We start from the raw sequence: 22396 nt of genomic DNA, 5'->3' as shown, positions 1-22396 counted from the left end.
CTGGTGTCAGCGTGAACCCTCGGTGCCCGCTTCGCTATCGCAAAGGTGTCGCAGGGGTATGAAAAGCGGAAGACGGAAGATGACGTAGGCGCTTCACGTTGCGGCGACGCGGCAGGCCGCGCCGCCTTTCTCAGTCGCGCAGGCTGCGATAGGCGCCCTGCAGCCTCTCAAACGCATGGAAGCGGCGTTCGTGCCAGTCGCGCGTCGCCGGGCTGGGGGAATAGACCACCTCGATCTCGGACATGGCCGACATCGCCCCGGCGAAGCTGTCATAGCGGCCGGCGGCGACGGCGCCGAGAATCGCCGAGCCGAGCAGCACAGGCTCCGGCGCCACCGTGGCGGCGATGTCCACCTGCGCCGCATCGGCCAGCACCTGGCGCACCAGCGCGCTCTGGCCGGCCCCGCCGGAGATGACGACCATCTGTGTGCGCGCGCCCTTCGCTGCCTGGGCGTCGAGGATCTGCCGCAGCCCGTAGCCGATGCCGGCAAGGCCCGCCATGTAGAGGCTGACCAAGCCGTCCAGCCCCTCATCCATGCCGAGGCCGGCGACGATTCCGCGCGCCAGATGGTCGGCGAAGGGGGCGCGGTTGCCGAGGAATTCCGGCACCACATGCAGCGTGCCGACGAGCGGGGCAATGGCGCCGGCCCCTCCCGCCGCCTCGGCCCGATGCGCGAGCCAGACGTTGAGGCTCTGCCCCGCCGCCCGCGCCAGCTCGGCAGCTTGCGGCGCGGCGGGATGCAGGCGCACCAGCCGGTCGATGGCGGCGCCAGCGGCGGACTGTCCGCCCTCATTGAGCCAGAAATCCGGCACCATGGCGGAGTAATAGGGCCCCCACACGCCCGGCACGAAGGCCGGCTCGCGCGTGGTCAGCAGGGTGCAGGCGGAGGTGCCGAAGACATAGGCCATGCGGCTGAGCACATCGCCGCTGCCGCCGCGCGCACCCACCGTGCCGATGCCGCCGGCATGGGCGTCGATCAGCCCCGCCGCCACAGCGGTGCCCGGTGCAAGGCCGAGTTCGTCCGCCGCCTCGACGGTCAGCCCGGCACCGAGCGGCGTGCCGGCGGCGACGATCTCGGTCCCGATCCGGGCAAACCCCTCATCGGCCAGCGCGCCAAGTCCGATCTTGCGGAAATAGCTCTCGTCCCAGCGCTGTTCGTGGGCGAGATAGGTCCATTTGCAGGTGACCGTGCAGACCGAGCGGGCGAGGCTGCCGGTGGCCTTCCAGGTGAGGAAATCGGCGAGGTCGAGGAACTGCCAGGCACCGGCGAAGGTGGCGGGGAGTTCCTCGCTCAGCCAGAGCAGCTTGGGCGTCTCCATCTCCGGCGAGATAGTGCCGCCGACATAATCCAGCACCGGGCTGCCCAGCGCGTTGATGCGGTCGGCCTGGCCGGTGGCGCGGTGGTCCATCCAGACGATGATGTTGCGGGCGCCATCGCCATGCTTGCCGACGGGCAGGGGGCGCCCCTCCGGCCCCAGCACCACCAGCGAACAGGTGGCGTCGAAGCCGATGCCGGCAATGTCTTCCGGCGCCAGCCCGGCAGCCTCGCGCGCTTCCCTGACGCAGGCGCAGACACAGGCCCAGATATCGTCGCTCGACTGCTCGACGATATCGCCGGCCTCCTTCCACATGCGGATGTCGCGCTTGGCAACGGCGAGCTGCCGCCCGTCCGCATCGAAAATGCCGGCGCGCACGCTGCCCGTGCCGACATCGATTCCCGCGAAGCATCCGCCCATGGCCTAGAGGTCCGTTCCGTTCGGCACGATCACCAGATCGCGTATGGTCACATTACGCGGGCGTGTCAGCATGAAGATGACGCAGTCCGCCACTTCCTTTGCTTCCATCAGCGCCCCGGAGGCAAGGGCCTCGTCGAGCTTGGCCTGTGGCCAGTCCTTGATGAGGGCGGTGACGACGGGCCCGGGCAGCACCGCGCCGACGCGGATGCCGTGCTTGGCCACCTGCCGGCGCGTGGTGTGGACGAAGGCCTGCACGGCGAATTTCGAGGCGGTGTAGATCGGCTCCCACACCACGGGCACGACGCCGGCGATGGAGGAAGTGAACAGCACGTCGCCGCTCCCGCGCTCCACCATATGCGGCAGCACCGCCTGCACGGTGCGGAAGGCGGCATTGATGTTGAGGTTCAGCACCCGGTCCCACACGTCGGGGTCGCCTTCCACCACATCGCCGCCGATATAGGCGCCGGCATTGGCGTGGAAGATGTCGAGCCGGCCGCATTTTTCCAGGATCTGCGGCAGCATGGTGGCGACGCTTTTGGGGTCGAGCAGGTCGATGACGACCGGCACCGCCTTCGGGCCGAGCTCTTTGCAGAGCGCGGCGAGCGTGTCGGCGGCGCGGTCGACCAGGGCGACGGTGGCGCCCTCGCTGAGCATGGCGCGGGCGCATTCGAGGCCGATGCCCGACGCCGCGCCTGTTATGGCGGCCACCTTGCCTTCAAGCCGGTTTGCCATGGGGAAACTCCGATGGGGTTGGCAGGCGCCCGGTCGAGCGGGCGGAAGAAGCTTGTCTCTTTCCCCTCCCCGGCGGGGAGAGGTGGCCCGCGAAGCGGGTCGGTGAGGGGCATCGCGGCCTTCGTAGGGACGAACCGGCCCCTCACCCCAACCCTCTCCCCGGCGGGGAGAGGGAGCAGGTCGACGCTTCAGCCCGGCATCACGATCTGCAGCTTCACGTCGGTCGGCAGGCCCTTGGCGGCCCGGTCGAACGCCTCGATGCTGCGGGCGAAGTCGAAGGTCTCGGAGATCAGCGGCTTGAGGTCGACCTTGCCGGAGGCGATGAGATTGACCGCGCGGTCGAAATTATTGGCGTAGCGGAAAACGGTCTCGATCCGCGCCTCCTTGATGATCGCCGCCGCCACGTCGAATTTCGTGGTTTCCACTGGCATGCCGATCAGCACCAGCGTCCCGCCGGGGCGGACGATGTCGAAGATGCCCTCATAGGCGCGCGGCGAGCCGCTGGCCTCGAACACCACATCCGCGCCCCAGCCCTCGGTTTCCTCGGCGATCACCTCGGCCAGCGGTCGTTCCGTGATGTTGACGGGATGGACGCCCGGATACTGGCCGGCAATGGCGAGCTTCGGCGCGGAGAGGTCGGAGATGTAGACGCGCGAGCAGCCCCCAGCCAGCGCGGCCAGCGCGGTCATGATGCCGATCGGGCCGCAGCCGATCACGACAGCCACGTCGCCGGGGGTGATGCGGGCGCGGGTCGCCGCCTGCAATCCAACGGCGAAGGGTTCCACCATGGCGCCCTCGGCGAAGGAGACATTCGCCGGCAGTTTGTAGGTGAAGGCGGCGGGGTGGACCACGTCGGGGGTCAGCACGCCATGGATCGGCGGCGTCGCCCAGAAGCGCACATCGGGATCGACATTGTAGATGCCGAGCTTGGTGGCGCGGGAATTCATGTTCGGCACGCCCGGCTCCATGCAGACCCGGTCGCCGACCTTGAGGTTCTTCACATTGGCGCCGACCGCCGTGATCGTGCCGGCCGCCTCATGGCCGAGCACCATGGGTTCGCGCACCACGAAGGAGCCGATGGCGCCATGGGTGTAGTAATGCACGTCGCTGCCGCAGACGCCCACCGTGTGGATGGAAATCTTCACGTCGTCCGGGCCGACCTCAAGCGGGAGGTCGATGTCGCGAAGGGAAAGCTCGCCCTTCTTTTCGAGAACCAGTGCCTGCACCATGGGGCGTGTCCTGCTGGAGTGTGCCGTTGTCGGACGCGCTCAGAGAGCGAGGCCGGCGGCGTCGAAGAGGTAGATGTGGGAGGGGGCGATGCCGAGGGTGAGCGCATCGCCCGGCTTGAGGTTGGGCCGGCCGGCGGTGAGGGCGATGATCGGCTCGCCTTCGGAGCGGGCGTAGAGCTGGGTCGAACCGCCGAGGCTCTCGGCGAAATCGAGGGTGAGCGCCAGCACCGGGTTGGCGGCCCCCACGCTGAGATGTTCCGGCCGCAGCCCCACCGTCACCGGGGCGCCCAGCTTGGTGCGCGCGGCCGCGGGCGTGTCGAGGGCCAGGGTGCCACCGGCGAAGGTCGGGTGCGCCAAAGTGAGCGTGTTCCCTGCGATCGAGGCCACCTTGGCGTTGATGAAGTTCATCTTCGGCGAGCCGATGAAACCGGCGACGAAGGTGTTGGCGGGGGTGTCGTAAAGCTCGGTCGGCGAGCCGATCTGCTCGACGAGGCCGGCGCGCAGCACCACGATGCGGTCGGCCAGCGTCATCGCCTCCACCTGGTCATGCGTCACATAGACCATGGTGGCGCCGAGCGAGCGGTGCAGCTTGGCGATCTCCACCCGCATCTGCGAGCGCAGCTCGGCGTCGAGGTTCGAGAGCGGCTCGTCGAACAGGAACAGCTTGGGGTGGCGGACGATGGAGCGGCCGATGGCCACGCGCTGGCGCTGGCCGCCGGAAAGCGCGCGGGGCTTGCGCTCCAGCAGCGCCTCCAGCTGCAGGATGCGGGCCGCTTCCAGCACCTGCGCCTTGATTTCGGCCTCCGGCTTCTTCGCCATGCGCAGGCCGAACGCCATGTTCTCGAACACGCTCATATGCGGGTAGAGCGCATAGGACTGGAACACCATGGACACCTCGCGCTTGGCGGGTTCCTCATAGGTGACCTCGCGGCCGTCGATATAAAGTTCGCCCGAGCTGACATCCTCCAGACCCGCGATCATGCGCAGCAAAGTGGACTTGCCGCAGCCGGAGGGACCGACGAACACCACGAACTCGCCCTTCTCGGCCGCGAAGCTGACGCCCTTGATGACGGCGGCATCGCCGTAGCTCTTCTTGATGTTGTCCAGTCGCAGGAAGGTCATCGTGCAGTCTCCAGAGTGGCCGGCCGCAAGGGTCCGGCGGCCGTCCATCAGTTCGTGAGCAGCGCCGCGGCGCAGCTTTCGTCCGTCACCAGTCGTTTCACATAGCCCGCGCGCAGGATCGCCCGCACGATCGGCACCTTGTAGAGCCCGCCGGAGGCCAGGATCGAGTGGCGCACCGGCTTCACCTCATGCGGGGCCAGCGACAGCACCCGCTCGTTCAGCGGGTGGTCCACCGGGCGCCCGTCGGCGTCGAGGAACATGCCGAGCAGATCGCCCACCGCACCGGCCGCGCGCAGGCTGTCGATGTTCTCCGAGACGGTCTGCGTCTGCACCAGCAGGGAGCGGGTCGTCATGTCACCGCAGGAGAGCAGCGCCACGTCGACCGTCCGCGCCCGGCGCATGGTCTCGCTGATCCCGTGATGCGAGAGCAGCATGGTGCGGCTCTCGGGTGTGGGGAAATAGAGTGGAGCGGCGAGATAGTAGCACTCGGCGGAGATGGCGCGGGCATAGCCGGTGGCGACCTCGAAGGTGCTGGAGCCCGAGCCGCGCGTGAGCCCGCCCATGACCGAGGTCACCCAGCTCTCTGCCATCGGCCGGGCGGTGACGCGCTTCAGCCCGGCGGCGAGCGTCTTGCCCCAGCCGACACCGAGGCCCATGCCGTTCTCCAGCAATGTGTCGAGCACGGCGCCGGCGGCTTCGCCGATGACACGCTGCTGCTCGGCCTCGTCGGGCAGGGACGGAACGACGGTGACGTGTTCGAGCCCATACCGCGCTTTCAGCTTCTGCTCGGCCTCGATGCAGTCGGCCATGGGCAGGCGGATGTCGATGAACACCGAGCCGTCGGAGCGCACCTGTCCGAGGATCTTGTTGGTGCGCAGGCGCGTGAGACCGAGCTGGTCGGCGATCTCCTGCTGGGTCAGGCCGCCGATGAAGTAGAGCCATGCGACCCGCGCACGGATCTGCGCCGCCTCCATCTCCTGCGTGCCCACCGGCCTGCCTCGCTCGCGCCCGCCCCCGTTCATCGCCGGTGCCTTATGCCAGAGCGTGCTTGAGGCGCGCGCAGCTTGTCTCCAGCGCGGCGAGGATGGTGCGGCTGTCTTCTTCGAAGGGATAGAACACTTCGAGGAACACCGGGCAGGTGTCGGTGCCGGTGCGCCGCAGCAGCGCCGCAGCCTCCAACGGCTCAACCTTGCCGGGGACGGTGAAGTCCCAATGGCGGTCGAAGGCGAAATCGGTCTGCTGGATGTGTACGGCGGTGGTGACGTCGGCGAGGTCCCGCAGCCACGATTCCATGCCGTCTGTCACGTCGCCATAGAGCGGCGCAAAGGTGGCGTGGCCCCAGTCGATGCACAGCCGCCACGGCGCCGCGCTGTCCGCCACATCGTTCATCATCTGCCGCGCCTGTCCGATGGTCCATGGCCATTCGCGGCGCAGGGGGGTGGGCTCGACATAGAGTTCGCTCAGCCCCTCGGCGGCGGCGCGTTCGCCCAGCCGGTGCATGCGGGTGACGAGTTCGGCATAATCGGCCGGGTCGAGCGCCTCTGCCTCGCTGCCGTCCAGCCGTGCGGCGAGCGCGCCGAGCGGGCCGCCGACGCGGGGAATGCCGGCCAGCGCGGCGAAGCGATAGGCGCGGCCGAGCCAGTATTCGGCGTAGTTGCGCACCGCCGGATCGGGGTGCAGCAGCTGGTTGAAGCTGTAATGGGCGAGGCCGATGAAGGCGCTGTGGATGGTGATGCCCGCCGCCTCCGCCGCGCGCCGCACCTCGGCGGCGTGGCGGTCGACGATGGCGTCCGGCCACATCGGGTCGACGAGATCGAACGAGAACTGGACGAGGTCGAGGCCGAGCCGCTCGCGCACCATGCCCGTCCACAGCTCGGGCGTCACCCAGCGCTTGGTGCAGAAGCCGAGATTGATGCCGAAGCGGATCGGCGCCGGGGTCCCGTTCACTTGGTGGCTCCCATGGTCAGGCCGCGCACCATGTGCCGCGACACGATGAGCGCGAAAATGGTGACGGGCAGCACGATGACGGTGCCGGTGGCCATGATCTTGCCCCAGGGCAGCTCATAGCCGGACATGAAGCTGGTGGCGACGACCGGCGCGGTCTGCACGGCGCGGCGGGTCAGCACCAGCGCATAGAGCAGCTCGTTCCAGGAGAAGATGAAGGAGAAGATCGCCGACACCGCGATGCCCGGCGCGCCGAGCGGCAGATAGATCTTGCGGAAGATGGTGAACTGGCTCGCGCCGTCGAGCCGCGCGGCCTGTTCGAGATCCGCCGGGATCGACTTGAACTGATCGGTGACGATCCACACCACGATGGGCAGCTGGAAGGTGAGATAGATCAGGATCAGCACGAGATGGGTGTCGAGCAGCCCGGTCTGGATCGCCAGCAGATAGACCGGCAGTGCCAGCACGATGGGGCTGATCATGCGGTTGGAGATGAACCAGAACCACAAATCCGACTTGCCGCGGAACTCGTAGCGGGCGAGCGCGAAGGCCGCCGGCGCGCCGAGGATGACGGCGAGCAGGGTGGAACAGGTCGCCACGATCAGCGAATTGATAATCGCGCCGCTGACCTTGGTGTCGGCGAAGATCTCCGCATAGTTCTGCAGCGTCGGGGTGAAGAACCACACCGGCGGCGAGGACAGGATGTCGGCCTGCGTCTTGAAGCTCGCCGACACCATCCAGAAGAACGGAAACAGCGTGAAGATGACCACGGCGGTCAGGCCGAGGGCGTGAAGCAGCTTGCCGGACGAGATACGCATCAGTGAACCTCGCGATAGAGCAGGCGGATATAGAGCCGGCTGATGATGATGGTGAGGATCAGCAAGAGGATCGCCTGCGCCGAAGCGGTGCCCAGATCGAAGATGCGGAAGCCCACGCGCTGGATGTAGATGGAGATGAGGTCTGTGGCCGAGCCGGGGCCGCCGCGCGTCATCACGAACACCATGTCGAACAGCTTGAGCACGTCGGCCGAGCGCAGGATCATGACCGCGGTAAGGCCGGGCAGCAGATAGGGCAACTGCACATGCCGCAGCAGAGCGAGCTTTGACGAGGTTTCCAGCCGCGCCGCCTCTTCGATCTCGCCGGGAACCATGGAAAGGCCGGCGAGGAAGATGAGGGCGCAGAACGGTGTCCACTGCCACACATCCATGATGACGATGGCGGCGAAGGCGCCGTCCTGCGTGGAGAGCCAGTCGATCGGGCCAAAGCCGAACACGCTGAGGGCCTGGTTGGCCACACCAAAGTCTCGATTGAAGATGAGGCGTCCGATGAGGCCGACCACGGCATAGGTCGTTGCCAGCGGGACGACCAGTGTGACCCGCGCGAGCGATTTGAGCAGGCCCATGCCGGGCTTGTGCAGCAGCAGGGCGATGGCGAGGCCGAGCGCCACCTGGATCGGCAGCACGGTGACGTAGAACTTGGCGGTGAGGAGCAGCGAGGACCAGAAGGTGCTGTCGGTCAGCACGTTCACATAGTTCTCGAAGCCGATGAAGGGAAAGCCCTCGCGCGGCCGGGTGATGTTGTAGCGCCGGAACGAGGTCACCAGCGCAAAGATCGTCGGGTAGATGCCGATCACGAACAGCGTCAGCACGGCCGGCGCCAGGAACCAGAGCGGCGTCCAGCGTCCATAGCCCCGGTTGGGCCGGCGTTGTGCGGGGGATGTCGCGGTGTCGCTCATGGCGTCTTCCTGTGGTGCCTACCGGGAGAGGGGAGCCCCCCGGTCACTCCAGATTCGTATGGTTGGCGCGCATCTGCGCCGGGGTCACGCCCAGCCGGTCGCGCAGGCCGAGGATCAGGATCTCGAACAGCACATAGAGCGCGCCCTCATAGAGCGAGCCCATCGGCAGAACCGAGGTCGCGGCGGCACCCTGGTCACTGGCCATGGTCTGCGCGGGAACGGTCAGCACCCGGTCGGCGCGGGCGGCGGCGGCCCCGCCCGCCTCGGCGGTGACAACGAGGGTGCGGGCACCGGCCGCGCGCGCCTCGCCCATCAGCGCGGCGACGGTGGAGAAGTCGCCCGGACCGGCGGACACCACCAGCACGTCGCCGGGGCCGACCGGCGGCGTGGTCATGTCGCCCACCACGGCCGCCTTGAGGCCGAGATGGAACAGGCGCATGGCGAGCCCCTTGATCTGCAGGCCCTCGCGGCCGACGCCGTAGAGCGCGATGCGGTTGGCGCCGGCCAGTTCAGCGATGGCACCATCCAGCTCGTCGGCGCGGACCTGATCGAGGCAGGCGCGGATTTCATCCAGGGCGCGGGCGTGAAGCGTGGTCATGACATTGGCTTTCGCAAGCGTCGAGGCCTCAATGGCCTCCGGGCATCGGCATCCTGAGAGGCCCGGCCAATGCCAGGCGCCTCAGGATGACGGCGCTTTCGGTTCCTGGAAACGAGCGGATTTCGGTCTCGGGATAAGGGAGGCGGATGCCGCTTCGCGGGTTGCAGCATCCGCCCGAGGCCGGCGGCGCGGGAGAGAGGCCCCGCCGCCGGCTTCAACTCACTGCAGCAGCTTCTTCTTGCCGTCGTAATAGCCGTCCTTGCCGAGGATGGCTTCCATGCGGGTGCCGATCTCCTTGGAACCGCCCTCGACGGTGACTTCGCCCAGCATCATCTTGGAGCCCCACTCGGCGACGATCTCGGAGATCGCCGGCCAGGCCGGGAAGCGGGGACGATACTCGGGAACGCCGGCCTGCCAGGAAGCGACCATCGGCTCGACGAACTTGTACTTCGCCTTGATCTCCGGGTCGTTATAGACCGCCATGCGGCCCGACACGCCGCCCGCCTCGACATAGGCCTTGGCGATGGCTTCGGAGGTCGCCCACTGGATGAACAGCCAGGTGGCCTTCTGCTGCTCGGGGGTCGCCTGCGAAGCGACGGCGAGCGAGAAGCCGCCCAGCGCCGGCAGGCGGCCGGCGGGACCGGCGGGCTCCGGTGCCACGGCGAGGCAGTCGCCGAGCTTGGAGGTCGCGGGGTCGGCGAGGGTGGAATAGAAGGCCGACCACTCGGTGATCATCGCCACCTGGCCCTGCGCCAGCGCGTTCACGGCCTCGGCATGGTCGAAGGAGACGACGCCCGGCGGCATGTACTTCATCAGGTCCTGACGGAAGTTGAGGCCGGTCTGGCTTTCCTTGCTCATCAGGTTCGACTTGAACTCCTTGTTCAGGAGCGAGCCGCCGAAGGGCCAGAGGAAGCGCATGAAGCTGTCCGCCGACTGGGTCTCGCCGCGGCGCGACTGCAGGGCGTAGGCGTACTGGTTCTTCGACTTGTCGGTGAGCTTGGGACCGTAGACGGTCATCACCTCTTCCCAGGTCGCCGGCGGCTTGTCGAAGCCCGCTTCCTTGAGCTTGCAGGAATTATAGAACAGCAGGCCGGAATAATTGTCGAAGGGCAGGCCGTAGACCGTGCCGCCCCAGGAGCCGAAGGCTTCCAGCAGCAGCGGGAAGAAGCCGTCGAGCTTCAGGTTCGGGTCGGTGATCGCCTTGTCCTTGGCGAGTTCCTCCACCGGCACCAGCCAGCCATTCTCGGCGAACTCGCCGATCCACACGAGATCGACCAGCGCCATGGTGAGATCGCCGCGCGAGGTGAAGTTCAGCACTTCCTTCTCGCGGGTGTTCTCATAGGGAACAATTTCGTAATTGACCTTGATGCCGGTCTTCTTCTCGAACTCGGGCAGCAGCTTGATGATGGCGCGATAGCCCGGACGGTCGAGGAAGATGCCGTTGACTTCGGTGCCCTTCAGAGGCTTGGCCGCCTCTTCGAGCCAATCGGCCATCGCCGCGACCGGCATGGCCGCCGTTGCCGCCGCGAGGGCGACGACGCTGGCGCAGATTCTCAATGCACGCTTCATGGTTTCCTCCTGAAATGGCGCAGCGCCACGGTTTAGGGCGAGGCCGGCATGCGGGACGGTTCAGGCCGTCTCTCGTCTTGGCAAAGGGGCGGGCCGTTGCCGGCACTGCCTTCCTCCGCGGAATTGCCGGACGGGCCGGCCTCAACCTTGCACCGGCGCTTATCGTGAAGCCCGGCGACGGCGACGGCTTGAGAAGTCGTCGACGGGGAAAGCGATACATTTGTAATCTGGAATATGCAATAGCATGGAGATCGGGCAAGGTGGCCGATGCGTGGCAGTCAACAAGCGTGGAGACCGGCAGGATGGCAGCGGAGCATGACGACGGAATGGACCCGCTCCACACCCGGCACGCCTTTGCCGAGGCCTTGGCGCGCAAAGCGGGCGCGCGGGCGCGGAGCTTCTTCCTGCAGCGCGACATGCTGCATCCCGAGCTGAAATCCGCCTCGCAGGACCTCGTCAGCGAAGCCGACCGCAGCATCGAGGCGTGGCTGCGCAAGGCGATTCGCCGACGCTTCCCTGAGGACGGCATTGTCGGCGAGGAGGAGGCGGCGAGCGCGGGCACCTCCGGCTTCGTCTGGGTCATCGATCCGATCGACGGCACCATGCCCTTCCTGGTCGGCCAGCCGAACTGGACCGTGTCGATCGGGCTCGCCCGGGACGGCGAGGCGGTGGCCGGGGTGATCTATGCGCCGATGCTGCGCGAGCTGTACTCGGCCGTCCTCGGCGGGGGCGCGCGGCTCAACGGGCGGGTGCTGACGATGAACCCGGACTGGACGGTTGCCTCCACCACCACCGGCTTCGGCGCCACGCAGAAGGCCCCGGCGGCGGAGGTGGGTGCCTTTGTCGAGGCGCTGTACCGTGCCGGCGGCGTGCTGTTCCGTGTCGGTTCGGGGGCGTTGATGCTGGCCTATGTGGCGGCGAACCGGCTGGCGGGCTATTACGATCCGACGCTGCATTGCTGGGACTGCTGGGCCGGCATGGTGCTGGTGCGCGAGGCCGGCGGGCTGGTGACCTTCGCGGGCGATTTCACCCAGCCGGGCGCGCTCTGGGCGGGCAATGCGACGGTGCATGCCGAACTGAGGCAGCTCAGCGGGCGAGACTAGGCGTCGGGGCACGCGGGCGCTGCGCATTTGGTCATCTCAGCTTCGAGCACGGTCAATCAGCCGGCGCCCCCGGCGATAGGCTTTCCCCTGCGGTGCCGGTCCTGCGGCAGATCGCCAACAGAGGGAACAGCCATGATTTCACGCCTGCTCGTGACATGCGTCGCCTTGTCCGCCACGCTCATCTCTTCCTCGGCCTTTGCTGCCGACCCGGCCTCCTGCGCCAAGCCGCGCTTCTCCGATGTCGGCTGGACCGACATCACCGCCACGACGGCGGTCGCCAATGAACTTCTGACCCATCTCGGCTATCAGCCGAACGTCGCGGTGCTCTCCGTCGCCATCACCTTCAAGGCGCTGGAGAATGGCGACCGCGACATCTTCCTCGGCAACTGGATGCCGCTGCAGGAGCCGACGCAGGTGCCGCTGGTCAAGGCCGGCAAGGTCGAGGTGGCGGCGACCAATCTCGAAGGCGCGCGCATCGGCTTCGCCACATCCAAGGCCGCCCATGATGCCGGGCTGAAGACCTATGCCGACATCGCCAAATTTAGGGACAAGCTGCAGGGCAAGATCTACGGCATCGAGGCCGGCAGCGGCGCCAACGCCACCATCTCCAAGATGATCGCCGACAATACCTTTGGGTTGAAGGGCTTCGATCTCGTGGAATCGAGCGAGCAGGCGATGCTCACCCAGGTCGGTCACCGCATCAAGCAGGGCGAGCCGGTGGTGTTCTTCGGCTGGCGCCCGCACCCGATGAACGTCAACCTGCCGATCGAATATCTCACCGACGGCAAGGACGTGTTCGGCCCCAATGACGGCGGCGCCACCGTGCTCACCCTCACGCGCCCGGGCTATTCCAAGGAATGCCCGAATGTCGGCAAGCTGCTCAAGAACCTGGTCTTCGACGTGGCGATGGAAGACCGGCTGATGAGCGACATTCTCGACAAGGGGATGCAGCCCGACGCGGCGGTGAAGGCGTGGATGAAGCAGAACCCGGCGGCGGTGGAGAAATGGCTCGCCGGTGTCACCACGCTCGACGGCAAGCCCGGCGCGGCGGCGGTAAAGAGCGGCCTCGGCCTCTGATTACAAACGCTTCTGGCGCGCCACCGAGGGTGGCGCGCCGAACTGCCGCCGGAACGCCCGCGACAGCGAGGCGATGGCGGAAAAGCCCGTGCGCTCGGCAATGTCGGCGATGGGCAGATTGGTGTCGAGCACCAGCCGCCGCGCCGCCTTCAGCCGGAGCGTGACGTAATAGGCGCCGGGCGAGACATCCACCGTCTTCACGAACAGCGTTTCCAGCCCCCGTGTCGACACCCCCACCCGCCGGGCAATGGCCGCGACGGTGAGCGGGCGGTCGATATGGGTCTCCATCAGCCGGATCGCCTCGGCCACGCGCGGCTCATGCTGGCGGATGCGGCCGAGCGAGACGATGGGCTGCACGTCCGAGCCGGTGCGCACCTCCTCATAGATGTACAGGCTCGCCACATCGAGCGCGGTGGAATAGCCGTGCCGGGCGCGGATCAGCGCCAGCATGCAGTCGAGCGCCGGCGTTGCGCCGCCGGTGGTGAACACCGGCTCGTCGATGACGAAGCGGTCGGGTTGCACGTCGGTTTCCGGGAAGCGGGCGGCGAAGTCCTCCAGATCCTCCCAATGGGTGGTGGCGCGGCGCCCGTCGAGCAGCCCGGCGAAGCCCATGAGCCACGAACCGGACTCGATGCCCCCCGTGGCGGCCGAGCGCTTGGCCCCGGCGCGGATCGCCTTGAGGATGGGCGGCGTGGCGAAGCGCGACGCCTCGAACGCGGCGACCAGCAGCAGCACGTCCTGCCGCGCGCCGGCATCGAACGCACCCTCCACCGGGATCGGAAGGCCGCAGCTGGCGGTGGGCATTGTCCCGTCCATCGACACCAGCTTCCAGCGGAAGGCGGGCCGTCCCAGTACGCGGTTGGCGCCGCGCATCGGGTCCAGTGTGGCCGCCAGTGAGAGCAGCGACAGGCCGGGAAACAGCAGCAGGGTCACGTCGAGCGGGTCGTCGGCGGGGGCAAAGATCATCGCTGCGCAGAATGGAAAATGGGTTGCGCAAATAGTTGCGTCACGACTTCGCTTTGCCGTCAAGCTCCCTTCATGAGTTCAGGAGCCCTTCCATGCCCTTGTCGATGAATCGCGATGTCTTCATCACCTGCGCCGTCACCGGTGCCGGCGACACCACCGGCCGCTCTCCCCATGTGCCGGTGACCCCGCAGGAGATCGCGATGAGCGCGATCGACGCGGCCAAGGCCGGCGCGGCGGTGGTGCATTGCCATGTGCGCGATCCCGAGACCGGCGCCGCCTCGCGCCGGCGGGACCTCTACCGCGAGGTGACCGACCGCATCCGCGCGGCCGAGGTCGACGTGGTGCTGAACCTCACCGCCGGCATGGGCGGCGATCTCGTCTTCGGTCATGTCGAGGCGCCGTTTCCGCTGAACGAGAAGGCCACCGACATGGCCGGCGCCACCGAGCGGGTCGCCCATGTCGCCGATTGCCTGCCGGAAATCTGCACGCTCGACTGTGGCACGATGAACTTCAATCTCGGCGATTATGTCATGACCAACACGCCCTCCATGCTGCGCGAGATGGCGCGGCAGATGACGGCGCTGGGCGTGCGGCCGGAGATCGAGGCCTTCGACACCGGCCACCTCTGGTTCGCCAAGCAGCTGGCGGAGGAAGGGCTGATCGAGGACCCGGTGCTGATCCAGCTCTGCATGGGCATTCCCTGGGGCGCGCCGGACGACCTGAATACCTTCATGGCGATGGTCAACAACGTGCCCGCCCACTGGACCTTCTCCGCCTTCTCCATCGGCCGCAACGCCATGGCCTACCCGGCCGCCGCCGTGCTGGCGGGCGGCAATGTCCGCGTCGGGCTGGAGGACAACCTCTATGTCGGCAAGGGCCAGCTCGCCACCAATGCCCAGCTGGTGGAAAAGGCCGCGAATCTGGTGACGAATATGGGCGCGCGCGTCATCGGCCCGGCCGAGGTGCGCGAGAAGCTGAAGCTGGTGAAGCGCTGAGGAGATGCCGATGTCCGCCCTTTCTCCCATCTCCCGCGCCGCCTGCATCGGCGGCGGCGTCATCGGCGGCGGCTGGATCGCCCGCTTCCTGCTCGCCGGCATCGATGTGAAGGTGTTCGATCCGCACCCGGAAGCCGAGCGCATCGTCGCCGAGGTGTTGGCTAATGCCGAGCGCGCCTATGGCCTGCTCACCGGCGCACCGCTGCCCAAGCGCGGCCGGCTGACCTTCTGTGCCAGCCTGGCCGAGGCGGTGGCCGGGGCGGAATGGGTGCAGGAGAGCGTGCCCGAGCGGCTCGACCTCAAGCGCCGTGTGCTGGCGGAGATCGACGCCGCCGCGCCGGCCGGCGCGCTCATCGGCTCCTCCACCTCCGGCCTCAAGCCCAGCGAGTTGCAGGCGGGACTGGCTCATCCCGGGCGGCTGTTCGTCGCCCACCCCTACAATCCGGTCTATCTGCTGCCGCTGGTGGAGATCGTCGGCGGCGTGGAAACCGCGCCGGAAACGATCGAGCGGGCGAAGACGGTGCTCGACGCCATCGGCATGAAGGGCGTCGTCATCGCCCGCGAGATCGAAGCCTTTGTCGGTGACCGGCTGCTGGAAGCGCTGTGGCGCGAGGCGCTGTGGCTGATCAAGGACGACATCTGCGATGTCGAGACGCTCGACGACGTGATCCGCTATTCCTTCGGCCTGCGCTGGGCGCAGATGGGCCTGTTCCAGACCTACCGCATCGCCGGCGGCGAGGCCGGCATGCGCCATTTCCTCGCCCAGTTCGGCCCCTGCCTGCAATGGCCGTGGACCAAGCTGACCGACGTGGTCGATCTCGACGAGGCGCTGGTGGAGAAGATCGGCGCCCAGTCGGACGCGCAGGCGGGCGGCCTCTCCATCCGCGAGCTGGAGCGCATCCGCGACGAGAACCTCGTCGGCATCGTGCAGGCGCTGAAGGCCAGCCGGGGCGGGGAGGGCTGGGGCGCGGGCCAATTGCTAAGGGAATTCGAGCAGCGTCTATGGGCGCAGGCCGGCGCGCCGCCCGTGGCTGTCGACCGCGCCGCACCGCTGGAATTGCTTGAGACGCGCGTCTCGCCGGCCTGGCTCGACTATAATGGCCATATGACCGAGTTCCGCTATCTGCACGTCTTCGGCGACACGACGGATGCGCTCTTACGGCTCATCGGCGTCGATCTCGCCTATGTCGAGGGCGGCCACAGCTACTACACGGTGGAGACGCATCTGCGGCATCTCGACGAGGCGAAGCTGGGCGAGGCGCTGATGTGCACCACGCAGATCCTCGGCACGGACGAGAAGCGCCTGCATGTCTTCCACCGGCTGTTCGCCGGCCCGGAGCGCCGCGAAGTCGCCACCGGCGAACACATGCTGCTGCATGTCGACAGCAAGGCCGGCCGCGCCTGCCCGGCGCCGGCCTCGATCCTCGCCAAGCTGAACGTGCTCGCCGCCGCCCATGCCGGGCTGCCCCGACCCGCCGAGGCCGGCCGCGCGGTCGGCGCCAAGGCGCGGGCCGCCGCCGCCGAGTGATCCCCGCGGCGCTAAAAATACCGGCGCCGGCACCGCCGGGCGGGGAACGGCCCGGCGGCCCAGGCGTTTTCTCAGCGTTTCCAATCGGGGTTCTGGGAGATATCGCATGGAAGACGCACAGATTGGCTGGATCGCCGCCATCATCATCGGCGGTCTGGCGGGGTGGATTGCTTCCGCCATCATGAAGACCGGTACCGGCATCTTCATGAATATCGTGCTCGGCATCATCGGCGCGGCGGTGGCGAGCTTCCTGTTCGGCCTGATCGGTGTCGGCTTCGGCGGCTGGATCGGCTATCTCGTCGCCGGCGTGCTGGGGGCGTGCATCCTGATCGGGCTTGTGCGCGCGATACGAAACTGACGCGACGGCCCGTTACCTTCCGTGGAAGGCGCGCTCGCAAGGGCGCGCCTTTCTCACATCTAGAACCCGCTTTTCACCCGCACATGGGTGTGGGCGTGCGGGGAGCCGTGATTGTGGACATGGTGTGACTTGTCCTCGGCCACCGGGATGAGGCTCAGCGCGCCATGCATCACCCCCCTTTCCAGAAACAAAGCCTGCGCATAGGCGGCGATATCGCCGACCTCGCCGCGCATGACCGTGACATCCACCGAGGTGGTGTGGTCGAGCGGCACGGAGAGGGCGGCCACCGTCTGGTCGTGCCGCTCCAGCCGGCCTTGCGGCACCCGCGCGGCGAGGTTGCGCACCGATTGGTCGATGGTACAGCTGACGACGCCGAAACAGGCGGCACCGTCCGGCCCGTCCGGCCGGGCGGCGAGGCCGCGCCGTACCATGTCGCGAATGGCCTCGGAACGGTTCGCCGCGCCGCTCTGTTCGATGAAGGCATCCAGCTGCGCGGCCAGATCGTCGTCGATGGCGATGGTGATCCGCTGCATGGAAGCGCCCCTCCCGGTGGGATGGAAACTAGGTTATCACCTTGATTTTCGCAACACTTTTCGGGTTGTGACTATTTTTTGCGCTTGCTGCGAACTGCTGCGTCTGTATGATTTTTTGTCCTTTTATTCATACAGGAGGTGCCGCGTGTCCGCCCCCCACCGTTCCGGCCTCATCGCCGCTCTGTTCGCCCTGCCGCTGATGGGGCTGCCGGCGCTGGCGCATTTCCAGGAGATCATCCCCTCTGCCGACGTGCTGCCGGAGGGCGGCGCGGTGAGCGTGGAGATGGTGTTTACCCATCCGGTCGAGGGCGGGCCGGTCATGGAGATGAAGAAGCCGGCAAAGCTGGGCGTGCTGGCCGGCGGCAAGGCGACCGATCTTCTCGGGCGGATCACCGAGAAGCCGGTCGACGGCAAGAGCGCCTGGACGCTGGCCTATGAGCTGAAGGAGCCCGGCGCGGCGATCTTCTATGTCGAGCCGCAGCCCTATTGGGAGCCTTCCGAGGGCAAGTACATTGTCCATTACGCCAAGGTGACGGTCGATTCCTACGCCTCCGGCGAGGGCTGGGACGCGCTGGTGGGCCTGCCGGTGGAAATCCAGCCACTGACCCGGCCGACCGGGTTGTGGACCGGCAACGTCTTCACCGGCGTGGTGCTGAAGGGCGGCAAGCCCGCGCCTTTTGCGGAGGTCGAGGTCGAGTTCATCAATGACGGCACGGTGACGCCGCCCAACGACGCCTTCGTTACGCAGGTGATCAAGGCCGACGCCAACGGCACCTTCACCTATGCCATGCCGCGCGCGGGGTGGTGGGGCTTCGCCGCGCTGCTGGAAGGCGACGCGCCGATGATCTCGCCCGAGGGCAAGGAGGTGCCGGTGGAAGAGGGCGCGCTGATCTGGGTGAAGGCCACCGATATGGTCAGAAAGTAGCCTTATGGCACACATTCCCGACGGCCTGCTTTCCGCGCCCGTGCTCATCGGCGGCGGTCTCCTCGCTGCTGGCGGCGTGGCGCTGGGTTTGCGGTGGCTCGATGAGCGGATGATCCCGCGCACGGCGCTGCTCGCCGCCGCGTTCTTCGCGGGCTCGCTGGTCGCGGTGCCGGTGGGGCCGTCGAGCGTGCATCTGCTGCTGGCCGGGCTGATGGGGGTGATGCTGGGGCCCGCCACCTTTCTCGCCGTGCTGGTGGCCCTGTTGTTGCAGACGCTGCTGTTCGGCTTCGGGGGGCTGACCACGCTGGGGGTGAACACGGTGAACATCGCGCTGCCGGGTGTGCTGTGCGGCATGGCGCTGGGGCCGGTGATCCGTTCCACGCCGCGCGCATCCCTGCGCTTTGCCGCCGGGGCGGCGGCGGGAGCGCTGGCGGTGCTCGGCACGGGGGGCATGGTGGCGCTGGTATTGTGGCTGTCGTCGAGCGATTTCGCCCCGGCGGCGCGCGTGGTCATCGCCACCTATCTGCCGCTCGCGCTGGTGGAAGCCTTCGTCACCGGCGCGGTGGTGTCCTTCCTCGCCCGCGTGCAGCCCGAGGCCTTGAGGCCCGTCACGTCATGATCCGGCTGCTGCTGCCGCTCCTGCTGGCGCTGGCCTTCGCCGGCCCGGCGCAGGCGCATAAGCTGAAGGTCTTCGCCACGGTGGAGGGCGGGGAGGTGACGGGCTACGCCTTCTTCATTGGCGGCGGCCGTGCCGCCGGGGCCGTGTGGGCGGCGAAGGACCCTGCCGGGACGGCGCTCGCCTCCGGGACGACGGACGGGGAGGGGCGCTTCGCCTTCCCGGTGCCGCAGCCGCCCGTTGATGCCACGGTGACGGTCGATACGCGCGAGGGCCATGTCGCCGCCGCGACGCTGCCGGCCGGGCGTTTCGGCGGAGCGGCCGCCGCTGTGTCGCCGCCACCCGTCGACCGTCCGGCGCCGGCGGTGGAAGCGGAAGGCGAGGCCCGGCTGGCCGCGCTGGTCGAGGCAGCGGTGCAGCGGCAGGTGACGCCGCTGATGGAGCGGATCGAGCAAATGGATTCGCGCCTGCGCTATGCCGACATCCTTTCCGGCATCTTCCTCATCCTCGGCCTCGCCGGCATGGCGCTTTGGGCGAAGGGGCAGCGCGCATGAAGACGGACGCCGCCGCGACCGGCGATCTGCGCCTGCGCCTCGTCGGCGCCTTCGTCCTCATTGCCTGCCTGTCGCAGTTGCACCGGCTGCCCGTCGCGCTGGCCGCGCTGGGGGTGGTGGTGCTGGCGGTGGCCGTGTCCCGTCCGCCGGCCAAGCTGTGGCGGCGGCTGCTGCATGTGGAAGGCTTCCTCTTGCTGCTCTTCGCCACCCTGCCGTTCACCCTGCCGGGACAGCCGCTGTTTGCGCTCGGCCCACTTACCGCGAGCGTCGAGGGCGTGGCGCGCGCGGCGCTGATCGCCGCCAAGGTGTCCGCTTCGGCGCTGGTCCTTGTCGGTCTTCTCGGGGCGGTCGAGCCGGCACGGCTGGGTGGCGCGCTGCGCGGGCTCCATGTGCCGGAGACGCTGGTGCGGCTTTTCGTGCTCACCGCCCGCTATCTCGCGCTCATCCGCGACGAGGCACGGCGCCTCCTGGAAGCGATGCGGGTGCGCGGCTTCCGTCCGGGCTCGAACCGCCACAGCTGGCGCAGCTACGGCCATCTTGTCGGCATGCTGCTGGTGCGGGCGCTGGCGCGGGCGCAGCGCGTGGAGGAGGCGATGCTGTGCCGGGGCTATGAGGGCCGCTTTCCGCGCCTCGCCTTGCCGCCGCCGACACGCCGCGACTGGGCCGGGGTGACGGCCGCGCTGGCTTTCGGGCTCGCGCTCACCCTGGCGGACCGGCTATGAGCGTGCTGCTTGCCCTTGAAGAGATCACCGTCGTCCGCGACGGCGCCGCCGTGCTGAGCCGGGTGAACCTCTCCCTCGCGGCGGGGGAGCGGCTCGCCATTGTCGGGCCGAACGGCGCGGGCAAAACCACGCTGCTGCGCACGCTGGTCGGGTTGGAGCGCCCGAGTGCCGGGCAGGTCCGGCTGTTCGGCGCGGCCTGCCGCAGCGAGCGCGACTTTCGTGCCCTGCGTCCGCGCCTCGGCTATCTCTTCCAGGACAGCGACGACCAGCTGTTCTGCCCGAGCGTGATCGAGGATGTGGCCTTCGGGCCGCTCAATCTCGGCTGCACCCAGGCGGAGGCGTTCCGTCGGGCCGAAGAGGTGCTGGCGACGCTGGGCATTGGCGCGCTGGCGCCGCGCATCAGCCATCGGCTCTCCGGCGGCGAGAAGCGTCTCGTCTGCCTCGCCGGGCTGCTGGCGATGAAGCCGGACGTGTTGCTGCTCGACGAGCCCACCAATGGGGTCGACGCTGCGAACGGAAAGCGTCTCCGGGCGGCGCTGCACGCCTTTCCCGGCGCCATGCTGCTGGTGTCGCATGATGACGGCTTCATCGCCGAACTGGCGACGCGGGCGATGGCGATCGAGGGCGGGCGGCTGATCCCCGCTGCACTGCACAGCCACCCCCACAGCCATACCCATTCGCACCCGCATATCCACCCGGTGGCCGAGAGCTAGCGACGGGCGGGGGGCTGGTCGTACCCTGCCTAACCGGGAGGCGGTGGCTGACCCCAAACGAGCGGAAGCCGCGCCTTCCGGCCCCGGCGCGGGCGATGGGCGCGCGGGGGATCGCGGTGCGCCCTTTGCCGCCGGGAGGTGGTGCGCGACTTGCAGGCGGGGCGCCTGCCGGCGGAGCCGCGTCCCCCCAACCCAGCCAGCGAGGCACCCATGCACGAATTCGATACGGTCATACGCGGAGGCACGGTTGTCACCGCCTCGGACACGGTGCGCGCCGATGTCGGCATCCGCGACGGGCGGATCGTGGCGGTGGCGGAGAGCCTCACCGGCGGCGCGAAGGTGATCGACGCCTCGGGATTGCTGGTCATGCCCGGCGGCATTGACAGCCATGTCCACCTCGCCCAGCCGGCCTTTGGCGGCCCGGCCATGGCGGATGATTTCGAGAGCGGCACACGCTCGGCCATTGCCGGCGGCAACACCACGGTGCTGCCCTTCGCGCTGCAGCCGCGCGGGGCCAGCCTGCGCCAGAGCGTGATGGACTATCACAAGGAGGCCGAGGGCAAATGCTATTGCGACTACGGCTTCCACCTCATCATCTCCGACCCTTCGCCCAGCGTTCTGGGACAGGAACTGCCGGCGCTGGTGGGCGATGGCTACACCTCGTTCAAGGTGTTCATGACCTATGACGATCTGGTGCTGAACGACCGCCAGCTGCTGGAAGTGTTCGACTGCGCGCGCGGCTGTGGCGCCCTCGTCATGGTCCATTGCGAGGGCTATGACGCCATCCGCTTCATGACCCAGAAACTGGAGGCCGCCGGCAAGACGGCGCCCTATTATCACGGCGTCTCCCGTCCGCAGTCGGTGGAGCGCGAGGCCACCCACCGCGCCATCAGCCATGCCGAGCTGACCGACGTGCCGATCATGGTGGTGCATGTCTCGGGGCGCGAGCCGATGGAGCAGATCCGCTGGGCGCAGCAGAAGGGTTTGAAGGTTTATGGCGAGACCTGCCCGCAATATGTCGCTCTGACCGCCGAGGACATGAAGGGCCTCAACATGGATGAGAGCGGCGGCAAATATGTCTGCTCGCCGCCGCCGCGCGACCATGCCAGCTGGGACGCCATCTGGGAGGGCATCCGCACCGGTGTGTTCCAGACCTTTTCTTCCGATCACTGCGCCTTTTTCTACGCGGGCGAGATGGGCAAGCTGAACCCGAAGGCCCGCACCTCGTTCCGCTGGGTGCCGAACGGCATTCCCGGCGTCGAGACGCGGCTGCAGATCCTGTTCTCCAAAGGCGTGGCGGAAGGGCGCATCACGCTCAACGAGTTCGTCGCGCTGACCTCCACCAACCACGCGAAGATGTACGGCCTCTATCCGAAAAAGGGGTCCATCGCCCCCGGTTTCGACGCCGACATCGTGCTGTGGGACCCCAACCGCAAGGAGACGATCCGGCAGGAACTGATGCACCACGGCGCGGACTACACACCTTACGAGGGCATGGCGGTCACCGGCTGGCCGGTCATGACGCTGCTGCGCGGCAAGGTGATGGTCGAGGACGGGCGCATCGTCGGCGAAGCCGGCGATGGCGGCTTCCTCAAGCGCGAGCTCTCGCCCTATGCCATACCGGCTGGGGGAGCCTGACCGG

23 protein-coding genes are annotated in these 22396 nt (G+C 68.0%); 11 read left to right on the top strand and 12 right to left on the bottom strand.

What is annotated here, in order from left to right; translation table 11 throughout:
- Positions 1-130 precede the first annotated feature (130 nt).
- The 10 genes from J2S75_RS13365 to J2S75_RS13320 form a co-directional block, all read right to left on the bottom strand.
- A complete protein-coding gene (locus J2S75_RS13365) occupies positions 131-1735 on the bottom strand; it encodes an FGGY-family carbohydrate kinase (protein WP_307020363.1) in 1605 nt (534 codons plus the stop codon).
- A 3-nt stretch (positions 1736-1738) separates the two neighbouring features.
- Entirely contained in the window at positions 1739-2467 is a 729-nt protein-coding gene (locus tag J2S75_RS13360) for an SDR family oxidoreductase (protein WP_307020361.1), read from the bottom strand.
- Positions 2468-2655: 188 nt separating this feature from the next.
- The gene (locus J2S75_RS13355; RefSeq protein WP_307020577.1) at positions 2656-3693 is read right to left on the bottom strand and encodes an NAD(P)-dependent alcohol dehydrogenase; all 1038 of its coding nucleotides are present in this window, start codon (positions 3691-3693) and stop codon (positions 2656-2658) included.
- 42 nt (positions 3694-3735) lie between these two features.
- Entirely contained in the window at positions 3736-4818 is a 1083-nt protein-coding gene (locus J2S75_RS13350; RefSeq protein WP_307020360.1) for an ABC transporter ATP-binding protein, read from the bottom strand.
- Positions 4819-4865: 47 nt separating this feature from the next.
- Positions 4866-5807: a sugar-binding transcriptional regulator gene (locus tag J2S75_RS13345; protein ID WP_307020359.1), complete on the bottom strand. Its 942-nt coding sequence runs from the start codon at positions 5805-5807 to the stop codon at positions 4866-4868.
- Positions 5808-5850: 43 nt separating this feature from the next.
- Entirely contained in the window at positions 5851-6765 is a 915-nt protein-coding gene (locus tag J2S75_RS13340) for a sugar phosphate isomerase/epimerase family protein (RefSeq protein ID WP_307020358.1), read from the bottom strand.
- Entirely contained in the window at positions 6762-7580 is an 819-nt protein-coding gene (locus tag J2S75_RS13335; RefSeq protein ID WP_307020357.1) for a carbohydrate ABC transporter permease, read from the bottom strand. The genes J2S75_RS13340 and J2S75_RS13335 overlap by 4 nt, the downstream gene beginning before the upstream one ends.
- Positions 7580-8497, bottom strand: a complete 918-nt coding sequence (locus J2S75_RS13330; RefSeq protein WP_307020356.1) for a carbohydrate ABC transporter permease — start codon at positions 8495-8497, stop codon at positions 7580-7582. Before J2S75_RS13330 ends, J2S75_RS13335 begins: the two co-directional genes overlap by 1 nt.
- A gap of 43 nt (positions 8498-8540) precedes the next feature.
- Positions 8541-9095, bottom strand: a complete 555-nt coding sequence (locus tag J2S75_RS13325) for an SIS domain-containing protein (RefSeq protein WP_307020355.1) — start codon at positions 9093-9095, stop codon at positions 8541-8543.
- Positions 9096-9314: 219 nt separating this feature from the next.
- Complete coding sequence (locus J2S75_RS13320) at positions 9315-10664, bottom strand: ABC transporter substrate-binding protein (protein ID WP_307020354.1); 1350 nt, start codon at positions 10662-10664, stop codon at positions 9315-9317.
- Positions 10665-10990: 326 nt separating this feature from the next.
- Here J2S75_RS13320 and J2S75_RS13315 point away from each other — a divergent pair, with 326 nt between their 5' ends.
- On the top strand, positions 10991-11767 hold the full coding sequence (locus J2S75_RS13315) for an inositol monophosphatase family protein (RefSeq protein ID WP_307020353.1): 777 nt from the start codon (positions 10991-10993) through the stop codon (positions 11765-11767).
- A gap of 132 nt (positions 11768-11899) precedes the next feature.
- Complete coding sequence (gene choX, locus J2S75_RS13310; protein WP_307020352.1) at positions 11900-12844, top strand: choline ABC transporter substrate-binding protein; 945 nt, start codon at positions 11900-11902, stop codon at positions 12842-12844.
- Here choX and J2S75_RS13305 read toward each other — a convergent pair whose 3' ends face one another.
- Positions 12845-13810, bottom strand: a complete 966-nt coding sequence (locus J2S75_RS13305) for a GlxA family transcriptional regulator (RefSeq protein WP_307020351.1) — start codon at positions 13808-13810, stop codon at positions 12845-12847.
- A gap of 92 nt (positions 13811-13902) precedes the next feature.
- On the opposite strand from J2S75_RS13305, the gene bcoG reads away from it, so the two are divergent.
- The 3 genes from bcoG to J2S75_RS13290 all read left to right on the top strand — a co-directional run bounded on the left by bcoG (position 13903) and on the right by J2S75_RS13290 (position 16691).
- Positions 13903-14805, top strand: a complete 903-nt coding sequence (bcoG, locus tag J2S75_RS13300) for a 3-dehydrocarnitine:acetyl-CoA trimethylamine transferase BcoG (RefSeq protein ID WP_307020350.1) — start codon at positions 13903-13905, stop codon at positions 14803-14805.
- A 10-nt stretch (positions 14806-14815) separates the two neighbouring features.
- Positions 14816-16333 carry a carnitine 3-dehydrogenase gene (locus J2S75_RS13295; RefSeq protein ID WP_307020349.1) on the top strand — a complete coding sequence of 506 codons (1518 nt, stop codon included), beginning with the start codon at positions 14816-14818 and terminating at the stop codon, positions 16331-16333.
- A 106-nt stretch (positions 16334-16439) separates the two neighbouring features.
- Positions 16440-16691 (top strand): GlsB/YeaQ/YmgE family stress response membrane protein, encoded by a 252-nt coding sequence (locus tag J2S75_RS13290; protein ID WP_244377614.1) that lies wholly within the window; start codon positions 16440-16442, stop codon positions 16689-16691.
- A gap of 59 nt (positions 16692-16750) precedes the next feature.
- Here J2S75_RS13290 and nikR read toward each other — a convergent pair whose 3' ends face one another.
- Positions 16751-17224, bottom strand: a complete 474-nt coding sequence (gene nikR, locus J2S75_RS13285; protein ID WP_307020348.1) for a nickel-responsive transcriptional regulator NikR — start codon at positions 17222-17224, stop codon at positions 16751-16753.
- Positions 17225-17423: 199 nt separating this feature from the next.
- On the opposite strand from nikR, the gene J2S75_RS13280 reads away from it, so the two are divergent.
- The 6 genes from J2S75_RS13280 (at position 17424) to hydA (ending at position 22392) form a co-directional block, all read left to right on the top strand.
- The gene (locus J2S75_RS13280) at positions 17424-18149 is read left to right on the top strand and encodes a DUF4198 domain-containing protein (RefSeq protein WP_307020576.1); all 726 of its coding nucleotides are present in this window, start codon (positions 17424-17426) and stop codon (positions 18147-18149) included.
- A 4-nt stretch (positions 18150-18153) separates the two neighbouring features.
- The gene (cbiM, locus tag J2S75_RS13275) at positions 18154-18768 is read left to right on the top strand and encodes a cobalt transporter CbiM (RefSeq protein WP_307020347.1); all 615 of its coding nucleotides are present in this window, start codon (positions 18154-18156) and stop codon (positions 18766-18768) included.
- Positions 18765-19319 (top strand): NikL family nickel/cobalt ECF transporter subunit, encoded by a 555-nt coding sequence (locus J2S75_RS13270; RefSeq protein WP_307020346.1) that lies wholly within the window; start codon positions 18765-18767, stop codon positions 19317-19319. Before cbiM ends, J2S75_RS13270 begins: the two co-directional genes overlap by 4 nt.
- Entirely contained in the window at positions 19316-20041 is a 726-nt protein-coding gene (gene cbiQ / locus J2S75_RS13265; protein ID WP_307020345.1) for a cobalt ECF transporter T component CbiQ, read from the top strand. The genes J2S75_RS13270 and cbiQ overlap by 4 nt, the downstream gene beginning before the upstream one ends.
- Entirely contained in the window at positions 20038-20754 is a 717-nt protein-coding gene (locus tag J2S75_RS13260; RefSeq protein ID WP_307020344.1) for an energy-coupling factor ABC transporter ATP-binding protein, read from the top strand. The genes cbiQ and J2S75_RS13260 overlap by 4 nt, the downstream gene beginning before the upstream one ends.
- 210 nt (positions 20755-20964) lie before the next feature.
- A complete protein-coding gene (hydA, locus tag J2S75_RS13255) occupies positions 20965-22392 on the top strand; it encodes a dihydropyrimidinase (protein WP_307020343.1) in 1428 nt (475 codons plus the stop codon).
- Positions 22393-22396: the final 4 nt, after the last annotated feature.

The organism is Ancylobacter polymorphus, from assembly GCF_030813495.1.
GTDB lineage: Bacteria > Pseudomonadota > Alphaproteobacteria > Rhizobiales > Xanthobacteraceae > Ancylobacter > Ancylobacter polymorphus.
The sequence above is the reverse complement of the archived record's forward strand: the minus strand, read 5'-3'. Positions and strand labels throughout refer to the sequence as shown.

Excerpts from the sequence above, each read along its gene's own strand:
- J2S75_RS13365 (WP_307020363.1), bottom strand. The coding sequence starts at position 1,735 with ATGGGCGGATGCTTCGCGGGAATCGATGTCGGCACGGGCAGCGTGCGC.
- J2S75_RS13360 (WP_307020361.1), bottom strand. The coding sequence starts at position 2,467 with ATGGCAAACCGGCTTGAAGGCAAGGTGGCCGCCATAACAGGCGCGGCG.
- J2S75_RS13350 (WP_307020360.1), bottom strand. The coding sequence starts at position 4,818 with ATGACCTTCCTGCGACTGGACAACATCAAGAAGAGCTACGGCGATGCC.
- J2S75_RS13335 (WP_307020357.1), bottom strand. The coding sequence starts at position 7,580 with ATGCGTATCTCGTCCGGCAAGCTGCTTCACGCCCTCGGCCTGACCGCC.
- J2S75_RS13330 (WP_307020356.1), bottom strand. The coding sequence starts at position 8,497 with ATGAGCGACACCGCGACATCCCCCGCACAACGCCGGCCCAACCGGGGC.
- J2S75_RS13325 (WP_307020355.1), bottom strand. The coding sequence starts at position 9,095 with ATGACCACGCTTCACGCCCGCGCCCTGGATGAAATCCGCGCCTGCCTC.
- J2S75_RS13320 (WP_307020354.1), bottom strand. The coding sequence starts at position 10,664 with ATGAAGCGTGCATTGAGAATCTGCGCCAGCGTCGTCGCCCTCGCGGCG.
- J2S75_RS13315 (WP_307020353.1), top strand. The coding sequence starts at position 10,991 with ATGGACCCGCTCCACACCCGGCACGCCTTTGCCGAGGCCTTGGCGCGC.
- choX (WP_307020352.1), top strand. The coding sequence starts at position 11,900 with ATGATTTCACGCCTGCTCGTGACATGCGTCGCCTTGTCCGCCACGCTC.
- J2S75_RS13305 (WP_307020351.1), bottom strand. The coding sequence starts at position 13,810 with ATGATCTTTGCCCCCGCCGACGACCCGCTCGACGTGACCCTGCTGCTG.
- bcoG (WP_307020350.1), top strand. The coding sequence starts at position 13,903 with ATGCCCTTGTCGATGAATCGCGATGTCTTCATCACCTGCGCCGTCACC.
- J2S75_RS13295 (WP_307020349.1), top strand. The coding sequence starts at position 14,816 with ATGTCCGCCCTTTCTCCCATCTCCCGCGCCGCCTGCATCGGCGGCGGC.
- J2S75_RS13290 (WP_244377614.1), top strand. The coding sequence starts at position 16,440 with ATGGAAGACGCACAGATTGGCTGGATCGCCGCCATCATCATCGGCGGT.
- nikR (WP_307020348.1), bottom strand. The coding sequence starts at position 17,224 with ATGCAGCGGATCACCATCGCCATCGACGACGATCTGGCCGCGCAGCTG.
- J2S75_RS13280 (WP_307020576.1), top strand. The coding sequence starts at position 17,424 with ATGGGGCTGCCGGCGCTGGCGCATTTCCAGGAGATCATCCCCTCTGCC.
- cbiM (WP_307020347.1), top strand. The coding sequence starts at position 18,154 with ATGGCACACATTCCCGACGGCCTGCTTTCCGCGCCCGTGCTCATCGGC.
- J2S75_RS13270 (WP_307020346.1), top strand. The coding sequence starts at position 18,765 with ATGATCCGGCTGCTGCTGCCGCTCCTGCTGGCGCTGGCCTTCGCCGGC.
- cbiQ (WP_307020345.1), top strand. The coding sequence starts at position 19,316 with ATGAAGACGGACGCCGCCGCGACCGGCGATCTGCGCCTGCGCCTCGTC.
- J2S75_RS13260 (WP_307020344.1), top strand. The coding sequence starts at position 20,038 with ATGAGCGTGCTGCTTGCCCTTGAAGAGATCACCGTCGTCCGCGACGGC.
- hydA (WP_307020343.1), top strand. The coding sequence starts at position 20,965 with ATGCACGAATTCGATACGGTCATACGCGGAGGCACGGTTGTCACCGCC.